The sequence below is a fragment of the Amycolatopsis sp. lyj-23 genome (genome assembly GCF_046549135.1).
GTDB lineage: Bacteria > Actinomycetota > Actinomycetes > Mycobacteriales > Pseudonocardiaceae > Amycolatopsis.
In genome coordinates this window covers 152373-171557 of the sequence record NZ_JAJPWN010000016.1, presented here as the reverse complement: position 1 = coordinate 171557, position 19185 = coordinate 152373, and the positions used below count along the sequence as shown (strand labels likewise).

The following is a 19185-nucleotide window of genomic DNA, read 5'->3' as shown; positions in this document are numbered from 1 at the left end:
AATGGACCTGAACAGCGATCTCGGCGAGGGCTTCGGCGCCTGGGAGATGGGCGACGACGAAGCCATGCTCGACATCGTGACCAGCGCGAACATCGCGTGCGGCTTCCACGCCGGCGACCCGTCGGTGATGCGGCGGGTGTGTGAACTGGCGGCCGAGCGCGGGGTGGCGATCGGCGCGCACGTCGGCTACCGCGACCTGGCCGGCTTCGGCAGGCGGGCGCTGGCCATCGCACCGGACGAACTGGCGGACGAAGTGCTCTACCAGATCGGCGCGCTCGACGCGTTCGCGCGCGCGGCGGGCAGCTGCGTGACGTACGTGAAGCCGCACGGCGCGTTGTACAACACCGCGGCCGTGGACGTCGAGCAGGCGGCGGCGATCGTCGAGGGCCTGCGCCGGTACGACCCCGAACTGGCGTTGCTGTGCCTGCCGAACTCGGAGATGCAGCGGGAGGCGGAGAAGTCCGGCGTGGTGGCCTACGCCGAGGCGTTCGCCGACCGGGCCTACACCGCCGACGGCAAGCTCGTGCCGCGCGGGCGGCCGGGCGCGGTCCTGCACGACGCGGCTTCGGTGGCCGAGCGCGCGGTCGGCATGGCGACCGGCGGCGTCGTCACGGAGAACGGCACCAAGCTCGAGCTGCGCCCGGATTCCCTGTGCGTGCACGGGGACACCCCTGGCGCGGTCGAGCTGGCCCGGCGGATCGAAGCGGCCCTGACCGAGGCGGGCATCCAGCTCGCCGCGTTCACCGGATGACCGTCCGGCTGCTGCCGTGCGGCCGGCGCGCGGTGCTGGTGGAGACGGCCGACGTCCTGGGGTTCCAGGCGGCGGTCTCCCGCCTCGAACCGGACGGGGTGGAAGAGCTGGTCCCGGCGGCCCGGACGCTGCTGGTCCGCTTCGACCCCGCGGTGACGAACGCGGAACGGCTGGGTGCGCTGCTGCGTCGAGTGTCCCCTGTGGACAGTGCGGCGGCGGACGCGGGCGAGGTGGTGGTCCCGGTGGTGTACGACGGCGAGGACCTCGCCGACGTCGCCGCGGAGACGGGGTTGAGCGTTCCTTCCTTGATCTCGCGGCACACCGCCGGAACGTACGTTTCGGCGTTCTGCGGATTCGCGCCCGGCTTCGCGTACCTGTCGGGGTCGGACCCGGTGCTGCACGTGCCGCGCCGGTCGTCGCCGCGCACCCGGATCCCGGCGGGCTCGGTGGCGATCGCGGGCGAGTACAGCGCGATCTACCCGAGCGCGTCCCCGGGCGGCTGGCGGCTGCTGGGCCGGACGGACGTGCCGGTGTGGGACGTCGAACGCGACCCGCCGAACCTGCTGCCGCCGGGTACCCGGGTGCGCTTCGAGGCGGTGCCGTCGTGAAGCTGGAGGTCGTCCGGCCGGGGTTCGCCACGACGGTGCAGGACCTCGGCCGTCCGGGCCACGCGGCCCTCGGCGTCGGCCGGTCCGGCGCGGCCGACCGCGGGTCGTACCGGCTGGCGAACCGGCTGGTCGGGAACCCGGAGGGGGCGGCGGCCCTGGAGGTCACGCTCGGCGGGCTGGTGCTGCGCGCTTGCGGCGTCACGACGGTGGCGGTCACCGGCGCCGACTGCCCGCTCTCGAAGGTTGGCCTGAACGGGCCGATCACGCTGCGGCCCGGGGAGGAACTGGCGCTGGGCACGGCGGTGTCGGGACTGCGGTGCTACGTCGCGGTGCGCGGCGGCATCGACGTGCCGCCGGTGCTCGGGTCCCGGGCGACGGACACGCTCGGCAAGCTGGGCCCGCCGCCGGTGACGGCCGGGACGCTGCTGCCGATCGGCCCGGCCCCGCGGACGTTCCCGGTGGTGGACCTCGCGCCACGGGCGGCCCGGCCGGCGGACCCGGTGCTGCGCGTGACGCCGGGCCCGCGTCGCGACTGGTTCGCGGCGCCGGACGAGCTTTTGTCCACTGTGTACACGGTCTCGCCGGACTCGGACCGCGTCGGCATCCGGTTCACCGGGCCCGCGCTGTCCCGGGCCCGCCACGACGAGCTGCCGTCGGAGGCGTGCGTGCCGGGATCGGTGCAGGTACCGCCGTCGGGCCAGCCGATCCTGTTCCACGCCGACCACCCGGCGACCGGCGGTTACCCGGTGATCGCCGTCGTCGAGGAGGAGGACCTCGACCTGGCCGCTCAGCTTCGCCCCGGCCAAACCGTGCGCTTCCGTCCCGCGTCGTGCGGGGCAAGGCGGGGGTGCTAACCCGCCTTGCCCCGCACGACCACCAGCCAGGCGACGTTCGTGACCGCGATCGCGAGCCACGCCGCCCAGGCCACGCCGGGTGCGACCCAGGCGGTGGCGACCCCCAGTGCCACCGTCACCACCACGGGCCACGCGCGCGGCGGCCGGCTCGGCCGCCGCTCGGCGAAGTAGGCGTCCAGGGCCTCGGCGACCTGGTCGTCGATTTCGTCGCGCAGCCGGGCGTCCAGGTCAGACATGCGCCGGCGCCGGCCGCGGCACCGCGGCCGACAGGCACGCCAGCGCCAGCGGTACCTCCAGGCCGGCCATGAGCAGGGAAAACACCACGTCGTCGCCGGCCGTCACGACGTCGAACCAGGCGTCGGCCAGCAGCAGCGTGGCCGTGGCCGTCGCGACCAGCGGCGTTCGCGCGTCACCGCGGCTCAGCAGCCACGCCGTGAGCAGCAGACCGAGCGCTTCCGCCGCGTCGAGGCCCGTCCAGGCCAGCCGCCAGTGCTGCGCCGCCACGACGTCCGGCAGCGTCGTCCCCAGTACCGCGATCCACGGCAGCAGGCCCAGCCCCGCCGCCCAGAACAGCTTTTTCATGCGAACCCCCGTGCTCTCTCCCGACCCAAGGTAGCGATTGCAGAGGTTCTTTGCAAACAATCTCTGTAGTACGCTCGCGGCATGGTCGAACGTCCCGAAAAGCGCGTCCTGACCGGCGCGGACCTCAAGGCCTTCTACAAGGCACTGGCGAATCCCGTGCGCCGGGACATCCTCGGTTACCTGGGCAAACACGGCGAGGCGAACTCGACGAGCGTCGCGAAGGCCCTCGGCGAGAGCACCGGGACGACCAGCTACCACCTCCGGCGGCTCGCCGACTTGGAGCTGATCGAGGAGCTCACCGACCGCGGGGACGGCCGTGAGCGCTGGTGGAAGTCGCGCTCGAAGGACATCTACACCCCGCCGGGGCTCGAGCTCGCGCCGGACGAGCGCGAGGCGATGCTCAAGCTCGGCGCCCTCAAGATGAGCCACGACCTGGGCCTGGTCACGCGGGCGTACGCGGGCTACGAGCACTCCGAAGGCTGGAACCAGATCCACCGCGCCGGGCTGTACCTGACGAAGGAGCAGGTCACGTCCTTCGTCGAGGAGTACCAGAACCTGGTGTGGAAGTACGCCACCGAGCCGGGGCAGCACCCCGAAGGGTCGCGCTCGGTGGCCGTCCGGTTCGTCGTGGTGCCGGACGAGGAGTCCACAGAGGACTAGAGGCCGGACACCCGCAGCGTGATGTTCAGCCGCCCGGTCAGGCCCAGCGCCGGGTCGGCCGTGCCCGGCAGGATCTTCGGCACACCGTGGTAGGCCAGCCGGGACGGGCCGCCGAACACGAACGCGTCCCCGGAGCGGAGTTCGACATCCGTGTACGGCCGGCCGCGGGTTTCGGTGTTGCCGAAGCGGAACACGCAGGCGTCACCGAGGCTGAACGACACCACCGGTTCCAGGCTGCGCTCGTCCTTGTCCTGGTGCAGCCCCATCTTCGCGGTGGCGTCGTAGAAGTTCACGAGCGCGATGTCCGGCGCGTACGTCTCGGACGGCTCGCCGTACGCGGCCGCGAGCGCGCGGCGGCCGAGGTCGCCGAGCCAGTCCGGGAAGGGCAGCACCGGCGTCCCCTCGCCGGTCGTGCGCGAGTAGCCGTACGGGTACCAGTGCCAGCCGAGGCAGACCGATTTCACCGACATCACGCCGCCGTTCGGCAGCCGGGTGTGGCGGTAGCCGGACCACCCGCGGCAGGCGGCGACGAGCTCGCGCTGCTCGTCGAAGGCGAGCCAGTCGGGCAGGTGCACGGCGCCGGGCGCGAGCTCGGCGCGCGGGCGCGGGAGGAGGGCGTCCATCACCTCGATTGTGCCGGAGTCCCCCGCCGCACACGGTAGGTGATCATCGCGGGCACCACGCGGTGACCGCGGAACGTGATGCCCGCGGTGGCGAACAGCCGCAGGAGTCGCCCCGATGGACCAACGGGACGGTCCTGCGGCCGCATCCCCTCGCTTTGGGCCACCATGGACTAGACGTTCCCACACCTGAATGTCCCAAGCCAGCGTGGATCAGCTACGAACGGGTCTCTTGACCGCGGCGCCGCCGATCACTCACTGAACGTCACAACGGTGACGCCCGCCTGCGCCGGCACCGGGTCGTTCATCGCGGCCAGCGCGGCCGGGACGTCGTCGAGCCCGATGCGCCTGCCGATCAGCGCGGCGAGGTCGATGCCCGCCGTCTCGACGACGCGCAGCAGCTCCGGGTATTCGTGGGCGGGCAGCCCGTGGGTGCCGACCAGCTCCAGCTCGCCGCCGATGACCCGGTGCATCGGGATCGGCGCGATGCCCTGCGCGGGCGGCATCAGCCCGGCCTGCACGTGCCGGCCGCGCTTGCGGAGGCTGCCGACCGACGCCGCGCACGTCGATGGCGCGCCGAGGCAGTCGAGCGAGACGTGCGTGCCACCGCCGGTCAGCTCGCGCACGTGCGCGGCGACGGCCTCCGGACCGTCGAAGGCCGACGAGTCGACGGTGACGGCGGCACCGGATTTCGCCGCGAGCTGCAGGGCGGCCGGCGAAACGTCGACCGCGACGACCTTCGCCCCGGCCGCGACGGCCAGCAGCACCGCCGAAATCCCGACGCCGCCGCAGCCGTACACGGACACCCACTGGCCCGCGGTGACGCGGCCCTGCCGCAGCACCGCGCGGAACGCCGTGCCGAACCGGCAGCCCAGCGCCGCGGCCTCGGCGGCGCCGAGCGAGTCCGGCAGCGCGACCAGGTTCGTCTCGGCGTGCTCGATGGCGACGCGCTCGGCGAACGAACCCCAGTGCGTGGCCCCGGGCTGGAACTCGCGGTCGCAGATCTGCTGGTCACCGCGGGCGCACTGGGCGCAGGTGCCGCAGGCGCAGACGAAGGGCACGGTGACGCGCGCGCCGAGTTCCCAGCCGCGGACGCCGTCGCCGAGCGCGACGACCCGGCCGGCGAGCTCGTGTCCGGCGACGTGCGGCAGCGTGACGGCGGCGTCGTGGCCCTGCCAGGTGTGCCAGTCACTGCGGCAGACGCCGGTGGCGTCGACCTCGATCACCGCCCCGCCCGGCGCGGCCACCGGCTCCGGCACGTCCCGCACGACGGGCGGGACGCAGAACTCCTCCATCACGACAGCTCGCATGGCGCGAGCCTAACCGCCCCTCAGGTGAGCGCGTGGAACCTCGTCCGGTGCCGCGGCGGGCCCAGCAGCTTGCTGAGCGAGCCGTCCGGCACGTTCAGGATGTCCTCGAGATTCCGCAGGGCCTCCAACGATTCCGGCCGCTCGGGACGGCACCGCCCGGACTGCCAGTGGCTGAGGGTGGCCAGGCTGACCGTGGTTCCCCTGCCGCGCAAGCGATAGCGGATCCGCTCGAGGCCGAGGCCGCGGGCCCGGATCGCCGCCCGCAGGGCCACGTCGAACGGCCCGGCTGCCAGCAGCCGGCTCAGCTCCGCCTGTTCCCCCCGGTCGATGGTGCGTGTTCGCTGACCGGTCATCACAACGCTCCGAAGCACTCCCGTTTACAGAACATTGGAGCGTAGGCGCCGCTTCCCAAGATCGGAAGGGCCCTCACCCACCTGCCTTGCGCGTCTCGTCGGCGATCGCTGCGAACGGTTCCGCGTAGCCGGAGTTGATCGTGACGTAGGAAATCCCCCACCGTTCCCGCCACCGGAGAAGGGTTTCCGCGGCGTGGCCGGGATCTTCGGGCAGGACGGTCACGGCGCCGCCCGCGACGAGTTCGGGCACGTCGACCCCGGCCCACCGCGCGATCCCCGGCGACGGCGCGGTCCCGACGGCCATCAGGTTCAGCCCGAGTTCGATCTCCGGCAGCCGCGGCCCGGCGAGCGCCCGGAATCGATCCACAATGGACTGCGCCTCGGCTTCGGTCGTCGTCGGCGCCCAGCTGAACGTGACGGTGTCGGCTTCTTGCGCGGCGAGCGCCAGCATTTTCGGCCCGCCGCCCGCGAGCACCAGCCGCGGCCGGTCGGCGCGCTGCTTCAGGTGAGCGATGGTGGCGGCCATCCGTGTGATGCGCTCACCCGGTGAGGGGAACTCCCGGCCGAGGCCTGCGGCGTGCGCGTCGGCCCCGGGCCGCCCGACGCCGAGCCCGAGCTCGAACCGGCCGCGGGTCTGCTGGTGAAGGGTCTGCACCTGCCAGTCGAGGGCCCGCGCGTCGCGGAAGGGGTCGGCGAGGACGAAGGTGCCGACGGTGAGGTCGATCGTGACCGCGGCGGCGGCCCCGAGCAGCACGAAGGGGTCGGCGGTGCCGACCGGATCGGTGGCGAGCAAGGTGTCGAAGCCGAGCTTCTCGACGCGTTCGGCTTGAGCGGTCCAGGACGTGAGGTCGGGCGCGTAACCGGCGACGATGCCGAAGCGGAAGGATTTCATGCCGAGCATGGTCGCGGGCGCGGGTTCGTCACCACATCCGCTTCACGACGTCATCCGCGCGTACGCCTCTCAGCGCAGGGTGACCGACAACGCCTGGGCGATCTCCTTGCCGATGGCGTGCGTGGCCGCGTCCGGCGGCGAGCCCACCTTCACCACCATCGGGCCGCCGAACGGCTGGCGCTCCACGACCTCGATGCGTTCGCCCAGGTTGATCGCGTGTTCCGTCAGGTAGCGCAGCAGTTCCGGGTCGGTGTCCCAGACCCGGACGATCTCGCCGACGGCGCCCGGCGGGAGGTCGTCGAGGATCCGGACCGGCAGCTCTTCGACGCTGCCGTCCGGGGCCGGGATCGGATCTCCGTGCGGATCCCGGACCGGGTTGCCGAGCTTCGCCGCGATGCGCTCGACCAGCCTGTCCGACACCGCGTGCTCCAGCGCGTCCGCCTCCGCGTGGACCTCGTCCCACGTGTAGCCGAGCTCGGACACCAGGTACGTCTCGATCAGCCGGTGCCGCCGGAGCACCGAGCGCGCCAGGAGCCTGCCGTCGGCCGTCAGCTCGATGCCGCGGTACGGCACGTGGGTGACCAGGCCCAGCTGGGACAGCTTCGTGACCATCCCCGACGCCGAGGACGGGCTGACCTCCAGCCGGCCGGCGAGCGACGCGTTGGTGACCGCCTCGCCCCGCTCGACCAGGCCGTAGATCACCCGGACGTAGTCCTCGACCGACGAGGACCTCCGGACCGAACCAGCTCCCATACCGCACACGATACGGGGCCGGGTTCTTTCACGTGAAAGTTCACGGCCGCCAGCGGTAGCGGATCCAGCCCGGCACCGGCTCGGCACCCAGCTGCGCGTAGAACGCCTCGCCCTTTTCGTTGCCCTCCTGCATGTCCCACTCGACGCGGCCGGTCGTGCGGTTGCGCAGTTCGTCCAGCAGCTCGCCGCCGAGACCGTGGCGGCGATGCGCAGGGCGGACGAACAGGTCGTCCAGCCAGATCCCCGGCCGCGCCTCCCAGGTGGAGAAGTTCCAGCTGCAGAAGGCGAAGCCGGCCACCGTCCCCGGCTCGCCGGGCGGGGTCGCGATCAGCACCCACGCCTTCGGGTCCGGCCCGAACAGGTGACCGCTCATTTCGGCGCGGTCGAGCTTGAGGTCGTGGTTGTCCTCGTAGACGGCGTGCTCCTCGATGAGCGCGCAGATTTCCTCGATGTCTTCGAAGACGGCGTCGCGGACGGGCATCTCGCCTCCCTGTTTGTCGGTGGTGGTCGTTAGGGTCGGGCCGGAAGGGAGGTGGTCATCAGGCTTGGTAACGCAGTTCACCGCCGACGGCGGTGCCTTGCACGCTGAGTTCTCCGGAAGTGAGCGCGTCCAAAGCGGACTCGTCCAGGGGCGAACCGGACAGCACAGCGAAGTCGGCGAGCTTACCGGGCTCGAGCGTGCCCAGGTCACGCTCGGCGAAGGTCGCGTACGCCGAGCCGTACGTGTACGCGCGCAACGCCTGCTCCGGCGTCAGCGCCTCTTCGGGTGCGAAGGGCGCGCCTGACGCCGTGCGCCGACGGACCATGTCGGCCAGTGCGAGCAGCGGTGCGCCGTTCACGACGGGCCGGTCCGAGGAGGCGGGAAGCACGCAACCCGCGTCGAGGACGCTGCGCAGCCGGTAGCACCACGGGACGCGAGCCTCGCCGAGCGCGGCGCGCATGCCGTCGCCGAGCTCGTTGACGAACCGGCCCTGCGGCGACGGGATCAGCCCGAGCGAGGCGAGCCGGGTCAGCTCCGCGGGCTGGAGCACCGCGCAGTGCTCGATGCGGTGCCGGTGGTCCGTGCGCGGCGAAGCGGCCAACGCGGCTTCGTAGGCGTCGAGGACGACGGTGATCGCGCGGTCGCCGATCGCGTGCGTCGCGATCTGCCAGCCGGCGTCGTGCGCGCGGCGGATCGTGCGCGCGAGCTCGTCCTCGGGCACCTGGAAGTAGCCGCGGTTGTCCGGCTCGCCGTCGAACGGGTCATGCATCGCGCAGGTGCGCCCCACCAGGGAGCCGTCGGCGAACAACTTCATCGGGCCGACGCGCAGCCACTCGTCGCCGAGGCCGGTGCGCAGGCCGAGGTCGAGGCCGAAACCGGCGCCGTCGGGCAGGTCGTGCAGCACGCTCGCGGCGACCATCACCGTGCTGCGCACGCGCAGCACGCCGCGTTCGCGCGCCTGCTGGTAGGCGGCCAGTTCGGCGGGGGTCTCGCCGACCAGGCCACCGCCGATCCCGGCCTCCTGGACGCTGGTGATGCCCTCGGCCAGGTACCGCTCGGACGCCCGCTCGAGCCCGCGCACGACCCGGTCGACCGGGGTCGGGTAGGTGAGCGGCCGCAGCAGCAGCTGGGCCTGCTCGCGCAGCAGGCCGGTCGGCGAGCCGCCGTCGTCGAGCACGACGTCGCCGCCGACCGGGACGTGCGCCAGGTCGAGCTGGTTCAGCACGGCCGAGTTGACCACGGTCATGTGCCCGGACGTGTGCTTGAGCCGCACGAGCACGCCCGGCGCGGCGCGGTCGAGGCCGTGCCGGTCGGGGTGTCCGCCGTCGAGCTTGTTCTGGTCGTAGCCGCTGCCGACCACCCAGCTGCCGGCCGGGAGCGTCGCGGCGCGGGCGGCGACGGCGTCGTAGACCTCCTCGACGCTGCGGCAGTCGCTGAGCGGGACGTCGTCGAGGCTCATGCCGAACCACGCCATGTGGTTGTGCGCGTCGTGAAAGCCCGGCACGACGAACCCGCCGGCGAGGTCGACACGCGAACGCGCGGAGAGCTCGCGGGCGTCATCGCCCAGCGCCACCACCCGGCCGTGCAGGACGGCAATGGCGCTGGTCATACCCGTGCCCGTCCACACGGTGGCGTTCTCGTAAACCACATCGACTCGCACGAGTTCAGAGGCTATCGATCGATCGATCGAACGTCTAGCATCGCCGTCATGCCCACCGTGGAGTTCGCCGTCGAGGACGGCATCGCGCACATCCGGCTGAACCGGCCCGAGCGGCTGAACGCGGTCGCCGCCGTGCTGGTCGACGACTTCCTCGCCGCCCTCGACGCGGCCGCGTGCAGCGACGCCCGCGTCGTCGTCCTGTCCGGGAACGGGCGCGCCTTCTGCGCCGGCCACGACCTCAAGGAACCCACCCCCGCGGGTGACTCCCGGGCGCGGCTGGACCGGCTGCAGGACGTCACGCGTCGGCTGCGCGGGCTGCGCCAGCCGGTGCTCGCGGCGGTGCACGGCTACGCGATCGGCGCCGGCGCGGAGTTCGCGCTCGGCTGCGACCTGATCCTGGCCGCCGAAGACGCCGTCTTCGCGTTCCCCGAGGTCTCGCTCGGCCTGAGCGTCACCGGCGCGGCGTCGCGGCTGCTCCCGCTGCTGGTCGGCCCGCTCAAGGCGAAGGAGCTCCTGCTGCTCGGCGAGCGCTTCGACGGCCGGAAGGCGGCCGAGCTGGGCATGGTCAACGCCGCCGTGCCGGCCGGGCAGCTCCAGGCCGAAGCGCTGAGCTGGGCCAAGCGGATCGCGGAGCACCCGCCGGCCGCCGCGGCGATGGCGAAGCGCGTCCTCGACGCGAGCACCGACATCGAGCCCGCCCTCGAACTCGAGGTCAGCCACGCCCTGATCACCGAGCACTCGGCCGCCGTCGCCGCGTCCACCGAAGCGTTCCGGAGCCGGGCGTGACACCCCTCGCCGAGATCGGGACGCTCGCGCAGCTCGTCACGCGGGCCGCCGCGTTGTGGCCGGACCGCGCGGCCTGGGTGTTCGACCACCTCGGCCGGACGTTCACGTTCGCCGAGGTGGATCGCGAGAGTTCCCGGATCGCCGCGGCGCTGGCGGAACGCGGGGTCCGCCCGGGCGACCGGGTGGCCGTGATGCTGCGCAACCAGCCCGAGTTCCCGCTGATCTGGCTGGCGCTGGCGAAGCTCGGCGGGCAGCTGGTGCCGGTCAACACGAACTACCAGGAATTCGACGGCGCCCACGTCCTGCGCCATTCCGGCGCGAAGCTGGCCGTCGCCGCGCCCGAGTTCACCGGCCTGCTCGAACGCATCGGCCTGACCGAGGTCCTCACCCCGGACGCGCTCACGACCGACGCCGATCCGCCGGAATTCACCCCGGTGCCCGAATTGCCGGTCAACATCCAGTACACGTCCGGCACCACCGGCGCGCCCAAGGGCTGCGTGCTGCCGAACCGCTACTGGACGACCCTCGCGGCCGGCCTGGCCACGGACTTCCCCGCCGTCGGCGAGGACGACGTCATCCTGACCGCGCAGCCGTTCCACTACATCGATCCACAGTGGAATGTCGCGCTGGGACTCGCCGGCGGCGCCACCCTCGTCGTGCTGGACCGGTTCCACCCCAGCACGTTCTGGGCGAAGGTGCGCGAGCACGGTGTCACCTGGTTCTACTGCCTCGGCCTGATGCCGGCGCTGCTGCTGCGCCAGGAACCGGCCGCGGCCGACCGCGAGCACCGGGTCCGCGCGGTCTGCGCGTCCGCGATCCCGCGCGAGCTGCACGCCGAGCTAGAGGCCCGCTGGGGCGTGCCGTGGTACGAGGCGTTCGGGATGACCGAGACCGGCGGCGACATCCGGATGACCCCCGCCGACCACGACGAGACCGTCGGCACCGGCTGCATCGGGCGGCCGACCCGGGACCGCGAGGTGCTGATCGCCGGCGACGACGGGAAGCCGGTGCCACGCGGGGAAACCGGGCAGCTGCTGATCCGCGGGATCGGCCTGATGCACGGCTACCACGAAGATCCGGACGCGACGGCGAAAGCGTTCGGAAACGGCTGGTTCCACACCGGCGACCTCGCCCGGATGGACGCCGCCGGCCGCGTCCACTACGTCGGCCGGACGAAGGACATGATCCGCCGCAGCGGCGAGAACGTCTCCGCCGACGAGGTCGAACGCGCGCTGCTGCTGCACCCGGCGGTGCGGCTGGCGGCCGTCGTCGCGGTCCCGGACGAGCTGCGCGGCGAGGAGGTCAAGGCGTACGTCGTCTGCGACGGCGACCGGCCGGACCCGGCCGAGCTCGTCGCGTTCTGCGCCGGGAAACTGGCCTACTTCAAGGTTCCGCGGTTCTGGGCCTTCGCCGACGCGCTGCCGATGACGCCGTCGGAGCGGGTGGCCAAGGGCGAGCTGCGGAAGGTCGCGGACCCGCGGGCGGGGTCCTGGGACGCGAAGGCGGGCGCATGGCTGTGAGCAGCCGGGAGCGGGTGCGCGCGGCGGCGGTGAAGCTGTTCGCCGCCAAGGGCTTCCACGGCACCGGCATCCGGGATCTGGCGCAGGAGGCGGAACTCTCCTCGGCGAGCCTGTACCACTACATGGGCACCAAGGAGGATCTGCTCGCGGATATCATGCACACCGCGCTGAACCGGCTGCTCGACGCCGCCCGCGAGGCGACCGCGGGCGGCGGCGACCCCGTGCACCGGCTGCGGACGCTGGTCGCCCTGCACGTCCTCGCGCACGCCGTCGGACCGGCCGAAACCCGGGTGGTGGACAACGAAGTCGACGTCCTGTCCCCGGCCGCGCGCGAGCCGGTCGTGGCCCTGCGGGACGCCTACGAACGGCTGTGGGCGGCCGCGATCGACGACGGGGTGGCGGCGGGGGTGTTCCGTGTGGAGCACCCGGCCGTGACCCGGCTGGCCCTGCTCGAGATGTGCAGCGGCGTCGCGAGGTGGTATTCCCCACGCGGCCCGCTGGCGCTGGACGAGCTGGCGGAGCACTACGCCGAGCTGGCGTCGAGGGCGCTGGGCTGCACGTCCGCGTCCGGTGTGACCGACTTGAGACGGTGCCGCGAAATCGTCGCGAAAGAGTGGGGCGTGTCCGTTTAGCGGCGCTTTTACCTGTGTACGCCTTGCCCAGACGGCGTGCGTGGGGGACGCTCGAAGGGTGACTGAGGAAACGATCCAACTGGAACTGGACGACTCGGGTCTCGCGCCGGGCCTCCCGGCGCCGGAAAACCCCCGCGATCAGGTGCAGGATGTGCCCTATCGCCCCGTCGAGTTCCGCGATGACGATCTCCCCACCGCCCTGGAACGGTGCTCCGCCTGGCTACGGCAGGCACAGGAATGGCTCGGCGAGCCGCTCGACGTGCTGGCCATCCACCTCGACTACGACGACCGCCAGGGTTCGCCGTACTACGACGTGAAGCTCCTGTGCAACGAAGAGGACCTCGCGGGCGTCCCGATCGCCATCCGCAACAAGAAGTAAGCAAGCCGAACAGCCGTCAAGGCCGCTCCGAGGGCGGCCTTGACGGCTGTGTCTTGCGGGGCCTGCGCCTCTCAGCCCAGCGTGCCGCCGACCTTCACGTGCCCCTTGAGCAGGTTGCGCGCGATGGTCCGGCGCTGGATCTCGTCGGTGCCCTCGTAGATGCGCAGCAGCCGCAGCTCGCGGTACCACCGCTCGACCGGCAGCTCCCGCGTGTAGCCCATGCCGCCGTGGATCTGCAGGACCCGGTCGACGATCTCGTTCGCCTTCTGGCCGCCGTAGAGCTTCGCCACCGACTGCGCGTGCCGCGAATCCAGGCCCTGGTCGACCTGCCAGGCGGCGTGCAGCACCAGCCAGCGCAGCGCCTCGAGCTCGACGCCGGAGTCGGCGATCATCCACTGGATGGCCTGCCGCTCGGCGATCTTCTGCCCGAACGTCTCGCGCGTGTTGGCGTGCTCGATGGCCATCGAGATCAGCCGCTCGCACGAGCCGATCGCGCGGGCGGGCAGCAGGTAGCGGCCCTGGCCGATCCACTGCATGGCCAGCTCGAAGCCGCGGCCCTCCTCGCCGAGGATCTGCGTCTCGGGCACGCGGACGTCCTGGAAGATCAGCGACGCCGGGCCCCACTCGCCCATGGTGTCGATGTACTCGGACTTCCAGCCGGCTTCGCGGTCGACGAGGAAGCAGGTGACGCCGCCGTTCGCGCCCTTCTCCGGGTCGGTGATGGCGAAGACCATGGTGAAGTCGGCTTCGTTGCCGCCGGTGATGAAGGTCTTCTCGCCGTTGATGATCCAGTCGGTGCCGTCCTTGCGGGCGGTGGTCCGGATGGCCTTGGCGTCGGAACCGGCGCCCGGCTCGGTGATCGCGAAGCAGGACTTGCGCTCGCCCGAGATCGTCGGCAGCAGGTAGGTCTGCTTCTGCTCTTCGTTGGCGTGGAACAGGATGTTGTCGGCGGCCCCGCCGAAGCGGAACGGCACGAAGGTGCGGCCGAGCTCGGCCTCCAGCAGCGCGGCCATCACGGCGGACAGGCCCATGCCGCCGTACTCCTCCGGGGTCAGCACGCCCCAGAAGCCGGAGTCCTTCGCCTTGAGCTGGAGGTCCTTGAGCTCCTCGCCGGTCAGCCCCGGCTGGTGGGCGCGCTCGCGCCGGAGGACTTCCTGCTCCAGCGGGACCAGCTCCCGCTGGACGAACGTGCGGACCCAGTCGCGCACTTCCCGTTCTTCGGTGCTCAGTGAAAAGTCCATGGGGTGGCTGCTCCTCCGACACTGGCTAAGCGCTTGCTTAGCTCCAGGATACCTCCTGGACCCCGGACTACCCCAGACCTCGCCCGGAATTCGTGACAACTCCGCCCGGGCCCGGAAGGATCGGGGACGTGATGGAGATCGAGGTCCGCTGGTCGTCGCCCTTGCCCGCCGAAGAACGCTTCCTGCGCCTGCTCGACGACGTCGAACAAGGCCGGTTCGCGGCGTACCGGCAGGAGGCGGACAAGCGGCGGTTCCTCACCGGCCGCGTCCTGGCGAAGACGGTCGCGGCCGAGCGGCTGGGCCTAGCGCTCGAAGCCGTGAAGTTCGACGCGACCTGCGAAGACTGCGGCAAGCCGCACGGGCGGCCCCGCATCCCGGGCGCGGACCTGACGCTGTCGATCTCGCATTCGGGCGACCTGATCGGCCTGGCGGCGACCCCGTCGGTCCCGGTGGGCCTCGACGTCGAGACGGCCACCCGCCGCGCGGACGACGGCCTGATCGAGTACGCGCTCAGCCCGCCGGAGGCCGGGCACCTGGCGGGCCTGGACGCGGCGGAGAAGGCCGCGGCGTTCTTCGTCTACTGGACCCGCAAGGAGGCGGTGATGAAGGCCACGGGCAAGGGCCTGCGCATCCCGCTGCAGAGCATCACGTTCTCCCGCTACGACGAGCCGGCCCGCCTGGTGTCCTCGGGCGACCCGGCCCTGGACCCGGCCACGACCCGCCTGGCCGACCTGAAGGCGGCCGACGGCTACCGCGCGGCCATCGCGGTGCTGACCACCGAGGACCTGTCGGTCACCGAGGAGCACTGGCTACCGCGGCTATAGTTGCGGCATGTCCACACCGGCGGGCACGGACGAGCCGAGGTACCCCGCGGGCACCTCGCCCGCGGCCATCCGGGCCGCGCTCCTGCCCGAGGACGTGCCCCGCTTCGACCGGGACTACCGGCACGCCCTCGATGTCGCCCGGGAAGCGCTGAGCCTGACGGACTCGTCGAAACGCTGGAGTCCTGGCGGCGGATCGCCTGGAGCACCCAGGCCGACCCCGCCGCGCACCGGCGGATGGTGCAGTCCGCCGAGCGTGCCCAGCGCTCCGGAGAGCCGCCCGCCGGCACCCGCTCGTGGAACTCCCTGAAGACGGAGCTCGGCCTGTAGCAGTGGCGTACGACATCGAGGTCCATCCCGACGTCCAGGACCAGATCCGCGCGCTGCCACAGCAGGCGCTCCACGCACTGGCCGAGGCGATCTGCGTGCTGGAACTGGTCCCCGGCAAGGGCGATCCGTACCACCGTTCGAACCCGGATGGTTCGATGCGCAACTTGGCGTTCGGACCGCATGGGGAAGGCCTCGTCACGTACCTGGTCCTGGAGGATCAGAACCGGGTCGACCTGCTTCGTGTCCTCAGGACCGGCTAAGCGACGTCCTCCAGGCCCATCGCCGTCAGCAGGGTGCGGAACTTCGCCGTCGTCTCGGCCAGTTCCGCCTGCGGGTCCGACGCCGGGACGATGCCGCCGCCCGCGTACAGCCGCATCGACGTCGTCGCGATCTCCGCGCAGCGGATCGCCACCGCCCACTCGCCGTCGCCCGCCGCGTCGACCCAGCCGACCGCGCCCGCGTAGTAGTCGCGGTCGAACGGCTCCAGCTCTTGGACCAGCTCGCGCGCGCCCTCGGTCGGGGTGCCGCAGATCGCCGGGGTCGGGTGCAGGGCCGCCGCCAGGTCCAGTGCCGTGATGTCCGGGTCCGCCAGCTCGCCGGTGATCGGGGTGCGCAGGTGCCAGATGGCCGGGGTGGTGACCAGCTCCGGGCCGGCCGGGACGTCGAGGGTCCGGCAGAACGGCCGCAGCGCCTCGACCAGGTAGTCGATCACCACCGCGTGCTCGAGCTGGTCCTTGCGGGACGTCCGCAGCGCCTCGCCGTTCGCGCGGTCGACGGCCGGGTCGGCCGAGCGCGGCATCGAGCCGGCGTGCGGCGAGGAGAACACCGTCCGGCCGGTGCGGCGCAGCAGCAGCTCCGGGGTGGCCCCGACCAGCGACCGCCCGCCCGGCAGCTCGGCCGCGTACGTGAAGTGGCGGGGGTTTCCGATGGCCAGGTTCCGCACGATGCTCTCGGCGGGCACCGGCGCGGCGAATTCAAGGTCCAGCGCGCGGGCCAGGACAGCTTTCCGCAGGTCACGGTCGCTCAACGCGGTCACCGCCGCCTCGACGGCGAGCATGTGCGACGCCGGGGACGGCACCGCACGCACGCGCACCGGCGCGGGGAGGGCTTCACGCGGGAGCGAAGGCGCGCCGGAGGACCGGTGGACGGTCCGCGGCACGACGAGGTAGCCGGGCACCTTCGTGTCGGGCCCGGTGTCGAACGGCAGGACGCCGACGGCCAGCGGGGCACCGGTCTCGGCCAGGACGCCCGGGGTCGCCGAGGCGAGCCGTCGCGGGTCCGTCTCGGTGACGGTCCGGATCGCGCCCTGCGCGAGGAGAGCGCGCTGGGCCGTCGCGAAGAGGAAGTCGCCTCGCTGGTAGCGGGCGGCGAGGTCAGCCGGGGTCGCCGGATCAGGTGAGCTCACGTCTCCAGCGTCCCAGGCGCCGGGAGATCCGCGAGGGAAGTGTCGCCAGCGACACTCCCCTCGCGGTCAGCTCCTGGTGACGCGCTACTTGAGCGCGTCGATGAGCGCCTCGCGCTGGCGCTCGCCCAGGCCGGCCGCACGCCGGTCCGGGTCGATGCCGGCCTGCTCGAGCAGGGCGGCGACCTTCACCGCGCCGAGGCCGGGGACGGCCTTCAGCAGCTGGGTGACCTTCGTCTTGCCGATGGTCTTGTTCTCCTTGGCCTGCTTGAGCACCTTCTCGATGCTCTCCTGGCCGGACTTGATCGACGCGAGCAGCTCCGAACGCGCCTTGCGAGCCTCGGCGGCCTTGGCCAGGGCCTCGGCGCGCTGCTCCGGAGTCAACGTAGGCAGAGCCAACGTAGTGTCCTTTCCTCTCAGGTCTCCGCTTTCGCGGCCGACAGCTTTTGTGAGTGCTTGCTCCTGCAAGCGCTGCTCAGCCGTCTCTTGCCACGGGCCCAGTAAACGCCACCCGCTTCGTGGCCGTGCAACCGACACGCACTTATTACCCCCGGAGGTGATACCGGGCAACCCGCTCCGGCCTGCGGAAACGCTCCCAACAAGCGTCCCGAAGGGCCTCTCTCACCCGGAAGTGAAGCTTCCACTACGCCCTGTTCTCGCGCACATTTCCTTGCATATAAGGAAAAGTCGAAAAATTGATGATCTTGATCATCGCCGGCGTCGTCGCCCGATCGCGCGACGACCGTGACCGAACGGAGCCGTTGTCGACCATGCCCGCTTCACCCGATCCGCATTAGAGTCGGCCCAACCCCAGCCCACCGGCGAACGACCCCCGGGAGCGACCATGTTGAGCACCATGCAGGACGGCCAGCTGTCGCTGGCCAACCTGCTCCGCCACGGCACGTCGGTGCACTCGGCGAGCGAAGTCATCACCTGGACCGGTTCAGAAGCCCGGCGCGAGACCTACGGCGACCTCGGCCGCCACGCCGCCCGCCTCGCGAACGCGCTCCGAAGCCTGGGCGTGACCGGTGACCAGCGCGTCGGCACGTTCATGTGGAACAACGCCGAGCATATGGCCGCCTACCTGGCCGTCCCCGCCATGGGCGCCGTGCTGCACACCCTGAACATCCGGCTGTTCCCGGAGCAGCTGACGTTCGTCGCCAACGACGCCGAGGACCACGTCGTCATCGTCGACGGCACCCTCGTCCCGCTGCTGGCGAAGCAGCTGCCGGAGTTCAAGACGGTCCGGCACGTCATCGTGGCCAACGGCGACGCGGCGGCCCTGCACGCCCCCGACGACATCCAGGTGCACGCCTACGCCGACCTGCTGGCCGCCCAGCCGGACACCTTCGACTGGCCCGAGGTCGACGAGCGCTCGGCCGCCGCGATGTGCTACACCTCGGGCACGACCGGTGACCCGAAGGGCGTCGCCTACTCGCACCGGTCGATCTGGCTGCACTCGATGCAGGTGTGCATGAGCGACAGCATGAACCTCGCGCAGAGCGACACGGCCCTGGCCATCGTGCCGATGTTCCACGCGATGGCGTGGGGCCTGCCGTACGCGGCGCTGATGGTCGGCGCGTCGCTGCTGATGCCGGACCGGTTCCTCCAGCCGGCGCCGATCTCGGCGATGCTGGCCGCCGAGAAGCCGACCTTCGCCGGCGCGGTCCCGACCGTCTGGCAGGGCCTGCTCGCCCACCTCGAAGCGCACCCGCAGGACATCTCCCACCTGCGTGACGTCGTGGTCGGCGGGTCGGCGGTGCCGCCGTCGCTGATGCACGCGTTCGAGGAGCGCCACCACGTCTCGATCCTGCACGCCTGGGGCATGACGGAGACGTCCCCGCTGGGCAGCGTCGCCCGCCCGCCGGCCGGCGTGACCGGCGAGGAAGCCTGGAAGTACCGCTACACGCAGGGCCGCTTCCCGGCGTCCGTGCGGGCGCGGCTGATCGGCGACTCCGGCGAAGCGCTGCCGTGGGACAACGAGGCCGTCGGCGAGCTCGAGGTCCAGGGCCCGTGGATCGCCGGCTCCTACTACGGCGGCTCGCAGGTCGACCCGGACAAGTTCCACGACGGCTGGCTGCGCACCGGCGACGTCGGCAAGATCAGCGCCGACGGCTACCTGACGCTGACCGACCGCGCCAAGGACGTCATCAAGTCCGGCGGCGAGTGGATCTCCTCGGTCGACCTGGAGAACCAGGTGATGGGCCACCCGGCGGTGGCCGAGGCGGCGGTCGTCGGCATCCCCGACGAGAAGTGGGACGAGCGGCCGCTGGTCGCCGTCGTGCTCAAGGAGGGCCAGAGCGTCACGCCGGCGGAGCTGCGGGACTACCTGAGCGACAAGGTCGCGAAGTGGCAGCTGCCGGAGAACTGGACGTTCGTGGACGAAGTTCCCAAGACGAGCGTCGGCAAGTTCGACAAGAAGCGCATCCGCGCGTCCTACTCCGAGGGAAAGCTCGACATCGCCCAGCTCTAACGGGTAAATCTCCGGCGAGTCTGCACGCTTCGAAAGGTCACCATGGGGGAACCTACCTCCTCCATGGTGACCTTCGG

23 protein-coding genes and 1 pseudogene are annotated in these 19185 nt (G+C 71.8%); 12 read left to right on the top strand and 12 right to left on the bottom strand.

Translation table 11 applies throughout. From position 1 onward, the window contains the following. Nucleotide 1: 1 nt before the first annotated feature. Genes ACLJPY_RS35325 through ACLJPY_RS35315 form a run of 3 tightly spaced genes read left to right on the top strand, consistent with a single transcriptional unit; the run spans nucleotide 2 to nucleotide 2213 of the window. A complete protein-coding gene (locus ACLJPY_RS35325) occupies nucleotides 2-751 on the top strand; it encodes a LamB/YcsF family protein (RefSeq protein ID WP_410595323.1) in 750 nt (249 codons plus the stop codon). Next, the gene (locus tag ACLJPY_RS35320) at nucleotides 748-1359 is read left to right on the top strand and encodes a 5-oxoprolinase subunit B family protein (RefSeq protein ID WP_410595322.1); all 612 of its coding nucleotides are present in this window, start codon (nucleotides 748-750) and stop codon (nucleotides 1357-1359) included. The genes ACLJPY_RS35325 and ACLJPY_RS35320 overlap by 4 nt, the downstream gene beginning before the upstream one ends. Next, a complete protein-coding gene (locus ACLJPY_RS35315) occupies nucleotides 1356-2213 on the top strand; it encodes a biotin-dependent carboxyltransferase family protein (RefSeq protein WP_410595321.1) in 858 nt (285 codons plus the stop codon). The genes ACLJPY_RS35320 and ACLJPY_RS35315 overlap by 4 nt, the downstream gene beginning before the upstream one ends. Here ACLJPY_RS35315 and ACLJPY_RS35310 read toward each other — a convergent pair. Together ACLJPY_RS35310 and ACLJPY_RS35305 are read right to left on the bottom strand one after the other, a co-directional pair. Next, a complete protein-coding gene (locus tag ACLJPY_RS35310; protein ID WP_410595320.1) occupies nucleotides 2210-2449 on the bottom strand; it encodes a hypothetical protein in 240 nt (79 codons plus the stop codon). The two genes, ACLJPY_RS35315 and ACLJPY_RS35310, sit on opposite strands and share 4 nt — an antisense overlap. Beyond that, on the bottom strand, nucleotides 2442-2795 hold the full coding sequence (locus tag ACLJPY_RS35305; RefSeq protein WP_410595319.1) for a hypothetical protein: 354 nt from the start codon (nucleotides 2793-2795) through the stop codon (nucleotides 2442-2444). Before ACLJPY_RS35305 ends, ACLJPY_RS35310 begins: the two co-directional genes overlap by 8 nt. A gap of 81 nt (nucleotides 2796-2876) precedes the next feature. On the opposite strand from ACLJPY_RS35305, the gene ACLJPY_RS35300 reads away from it, so the two are divergent. After that, nucleotides 2877-3455, top strand: coding sequence for an ArsR/SmtB family transcription factor (locus ACLJPY_RS35300; RefSeq protein ID WP_410595318.1), 579 nt, complete (start codon nucleotides 2877-2879; stop codon nucleotides 3453-3455). On the opposite strand, the gene ACLJPY_RS35295 is transcribed toward ACLJPY_RS35300, so the two are convergent. The 7 genes from ACLJPY_RS35295 to ACLJPY_RS35265 form a co-directional block, all read right to left on the bottom strand. Then, nucleotides 3452-4078 (bottom strand): alpha-ketoglutarate-dependent dioxygenase AlkB family protein, encoded by a 627-nt coding sequence (locus ACLJPY_RS35295; protein ID WP_410595317.1) that lies wholly within the window; start codon nucleotides 4076-4078, stop codon nucleotides 3452-3454. The two genes, ACLJPY_RS35300 and ACLJPY_RS35295, sit on opposite strands and share 4 nt — an antisense overlap. Before the next feature lie 248 nt (nucleotides 4079-4326). Beyond that, the gene (locus ACLJPY_RS35290) at nucleotides 4327-5385 is read right to left on the bottom strand and encodes a zinc-binding dehydrogenase (protein ID WP_410595316.1); all 1059 of its coding nucleotides are present in this window, start codon (nucleotides 5383-5385) and stop codon (nucleotides 4327-4329) included. 20 nt (nucleotides 5386-5405) lie between these two features. Beyond that, nucleotides 5406-5738: a transcriptional regulator gene (locus ACLJPY_RS35285; RefSeq protein WP_410595315.1), complete on the bottom strand. Its 333-nt coding sequence runs from the start codon at nucleotides 5736-5738 to the stop codon at nucleotides 5406-5408. A gap of 73 nt (nucleotides 5739-5811) precedes the next feature. Further along, nucleotides 5812-6630 (bottom strand): LLM class flavin-dependent oxidoreductase, encoded by an 819-nt coding sequence (locus tag ACLJPY_RS35280; protein WP_410595314.1) that lies wholly within the window; start codon nucleotides 6628-6630, stop codon nucleotides 5812-5814. 69 nt (nucleotides 6631-6699) lie between these two features. Then, nucleotides 6700-7383: a metal-dependent transcriptional regulator gene (locus tag ACLJPY_RS35275; protein WP_410595313.1), complete on the bottom strand. Its 684-nt coding sequence runs from the start codon at nucleotides 7381-7383 to the stop codon at nucleotides 6700-6702. A 40-nt stretch (nucleotides 7384-7423) separates the two neighbouring features. After that, the gene (locus ACLJPY_RS35270; RefSeq protein ID WP_086860184.1) at nucleotides 7424-7864 is read right to left on the bottom strand and encodes a GNAT family N-acetyltransferase; all 441 of its coding nucleotides are present in this window, start codon (nucleotides 7862-7864) and stop codon (nucleotides 7424-7426) included. 58 nt (nucleotides 7865-7922) lie between these two features. Then, nucleotides 7923-9524, bottom strand: a complete 1602-nt coding sequence (locus tag ACLJPY_RS35265) for an amidohydrolase (RefSeq protein ID WP_410595312.1) — start codon at nucleotides 9522-9524, stop codon at nucleotides 7923-7925. Between the two features lie 48 nt (nucleotides 9525-9572). Between ACLJPY_RS35265 and ACLJPY_RS35260 the strand changes: the two genes are divergently transcribed. The 4 genes from ACLJPY_RS35260 to ACLJPY_RS35245 are packed head-to-tail and all read left to right on the top strand — an operon-like array spanning nucleotide 9573 to nucleotide 12841. Next, nucleotides 9573-10310 carry an enoyl-CoA hydratase/isomerase family protein gene (locus tag ACLJPY_RS35260; RefSeq protein ID WP_410595311.1) on the top strand — a complete coding sequence of 246 codons (738 nt, stop codon included), beginning with the start codon at nucleotides 9573-9575 and terminating at the stop codon, nucleotides 10308-10310. Beyond that, nucleotides 10307-11830 carry an ATP-dependent acyl-CoA ligase gene (locus ACLJPY_RS35255; RefSeq protein ID WP_410595310.1) on the top strand — a complete coding sequence of 508 codons (1524 nt, stop codon included), beginning with the start codon at nucleotides 10307-10309 and terminating at the stop codon, nucleotides 11828-11830. The genes ACLJPY_RS35260 and ACLJPY_RS35255 overlap by 4 nt, the downstream gene beginning before the upstream one ends. Further along, nucleotides 11821-12462, top strand: coding sequence for a TetR/AcrR family transcriptional regulator (locus tag ACLJPY_RS35250; protein WP_410595309.1), 642 nt, complete (start codon nucleotides 11821-11823; stop codon nucleotides 12460-12462). The genes ACLJPY_RS35255 and ACLJPY_RS35250 overlap by 10 nt, the downstream gene beginning before the upstream one ends. Before the next feature lie 58 nt (nucleotides 12463-12520). Next, on the top strand, nucleotides 12521-12841 hold the full coding sequence (locus tag ACLJPY_RS35245) for a hypothetical protein (RefSeq protein ID WP_043789177.1): 321 nt from the start codon (nucleotides 12521-12523) through the stop codon (nucleotides 12839-12841). Nucleotides 12842-12912: 71 nt separating this feature from the next. On the opposite strand, the gene ACLJPY_RS35240 is transcribed toward ACLJPY_RS35245, so the two are convergent. Then, nucleotides 12913-14082, bottom strand: coding sequence for an acyl-CoA dehydrogenase family protein (locus ACLJPY_RS35240; RefSeq protein ID WP_410595308.1), 1170 nt, complete (start codon nucleotides 14080-14082; stop codon nucleotides 12913-12915). Between the two features lie 131 nt (nucleotides 14083-14213). On the opposite strand from ACLJPY_RS35240, the gene ACLJPY_RS35235 reads away from it, so the two are divergent. The 3 genes and pseudogenes from ACLJPY_RS35235 to ACLJPY_RS35225 all read left to right on the top strand — a co-directional run bounded on the left by ACLJPY_RS35235 (nucleotide 14214) and on the right by ACLJPY_RS35225 (nucleotide 15493). Continuing rightward, nucleotides 14214-14906, top strand: a complete 693-nt coding sequence (locus ACLJPY_RS35235; protein ID WP_410595409.1) for a 4'-phosphopantetheinyl transferase family protein — start codon at nucleotides 14214-14216, stop codon at nucleotides 14904-14906. Between the two features lie 7 nt (nucleotides 14907-14913). After that, nucleotides 14914-15233, top strand: a pseudogene (locus ACLJPY_RS35230) (DUF6247 family protein). Nucleotides 15234-15235: 2 nt separating this feature from the next. Next, nucleotides 15236-15493 (top strand): hypothetical protein, encoded by a 258-nt coding sequence (locus tag ACLJPY_RS35225; RefSeq protein ID WP_410595307.1) that lies wholly within the window; start codon nucleotides 15236-15238, stop codon nucleotides 15491-15493. Here ACLJPY_RS35225 and ACLJPY_RS35220 read toward each other — a convergent pair. Further along, the gene (locus ACLJPY_RS35220; protein ID WP_410595306.1) at nucleotides 15490-16638 is read right to left on the bottom strand and encodes an isochorismate synthase MenF; all 1149 of its coding nucleotides are present in this window, start codon (nucleotides 16636-16638) and stop codon (nucleotides 15490-15492) included. The two genes, ACLJPY_RS35225 and ACLJPY_RS35220, sit on opposite strands and share 4 nt — an antisense overlap. Nucleotides 16639-16722: 84 nt before the next feature. Continuing rightward, entirely contained in the window at nucleotides 16723-17034 is a 312-nt protein-coding gene (gene mihF, locus ACLJPY_RS35215; RefSeq protein WP_167344432.1) for an integration host factor, actinobacterial type, read from the bottom strand. A 445-nt stretch (nucleotides 17035-17479) separates the two neighbouring features. Between mihF and ACLJPY_RS35210 the strand changes: the two genes are divergently transcribed. Beyond that, complete coding sequence (locus tag ACLJPY_RS35210; protein ID WP_410595305.1) at nucleotides 17480-19108, top strand: long-chain fatty acid--CoA ligase; 1629 nt, start codon at nucleotides 17480-17482, stop codon at nucleotides 19106-19108. The last annotated feature ends 77 nt before the right edge of the window (nucleotides 19109-19185 follow it).

Bases quoted from the DNA above. Each gene is read 5' to 3' on its own strand.
- ACLJPY_RS35325 (WP_410595323.1), top strand. From the start codon at position 2: ATGGACCTGAACAGCGATCTCGGCGAGGGCTTCGGCGCCTGGGAGATG.
- ACLJPY_RS35320 (WP_410595322.1), top strand. From the start codon at position 748: ATGACCGTCCGGCTGCTGCCGTGCGGCCGGCGCGCGGTGCTGGTGGAG.
- ACLJPY_RS35310 (WP_410595320.1), bottom strand. From the start codon at position 2,449: ATGTCTGACCTGGACGCCCGGCTGCGCGACGAAATCGACGACCAGGTC.
- ACLJPY_RS35305 (WP_410595319.1), bottom strand. From the start codon at position 2,795: ATGAAAAAGCTGTTCTGGGCGGCGGGGCTGGGCCTGCTGCCGTGGATC.
- ACLJPY_RS35300 (WP_410595318.1), top strand. From the start codon at position 2,877: ATGGTCGAACGTCCCGAAAAGCGCGTCCTGACCGGCGCGGACCTCAAG.
- ACLJPY_RS35295 (WP_410595317.1), bottom strand. From the start codon at position 4,078: ATGGACGCCCTCCTCCCGCGCCCGCGCGCCGAGCTCGCGCCCGGCGCC.
- ACLJPY_RS35290 (WP_410595316.1), bottom strand. From the start codon at position 5,385: ATGCGAGCTGTCGTGATGGAGGAGTTCTGCGTCCCGCCCGTCGTGCGG.
- ACLJPY_RS35285 (WP_410595315.1), bottom strand. From the start codon at position 5,738: ATGACCGGTCAGCGAACACGCACCATCGACCGGGGGGAACAGGCGGAG.
- ACLJPY_RS35280 (WP_410595314.1), bottom strand. From the start codon at position 6,630: ATGAAATCCTTCCGCTTCGGCATCGTCGCCGGTTACGCGCCCGACCTC.
- ACLJPY_RS35275 (WP_410595313.1), bottom strand. From the start codon at position 7,383: ATGGGAGCTGGTTCGGTCCGGAGGTCCTCGTCGGTCGAGGACTACGTC.
- ACLJPY_RS35270 (WP_086860184.1), bottom strand. From the start codon at position 7,864: ATGCCCGTCCGCGACGCCGTCTTCGAAGACATCGAGGAAATCTGCGCG.
- ACLJPY_RS35260 (WP_410595311.1), top strand. From the start codon at position 9,573: ATGCCCACCGTGGAGTTCGCCGTCGAGGACGGCATCGCGCACATCCGG.
- ACLJPY_RS35250 (WP_410595309.1), top strand. From the start codon at position 11,821: ATGGCTGTGAGCAGCCGGGAGCGGGTGCGCGCGGCGGCGGTGAAGCTG.
- ACLJPY_RS35240 (WP_410595308.1), bottom strand. From the start codon at position 14,082: ATGGACTTTTCACTGAGCACCGAAGAACGGGAAGTGCGCGACTGGGTC.
- ACLJPY_RS35235 (WP_410595409.1), top strand. From the start codon at position 14,214: ATGGAGATCGAGGTCCGCTGGTCGTCGCCCTTGCCCGCCGAAGAACGC.
- ACLJPY_RS35210 (WP_410595305.1), top strand. From the start codon at position 17,480: ATGTTGAGCACCATGCAGGACGGCCAGCTGTCGCTGGCCAACCTGCTC.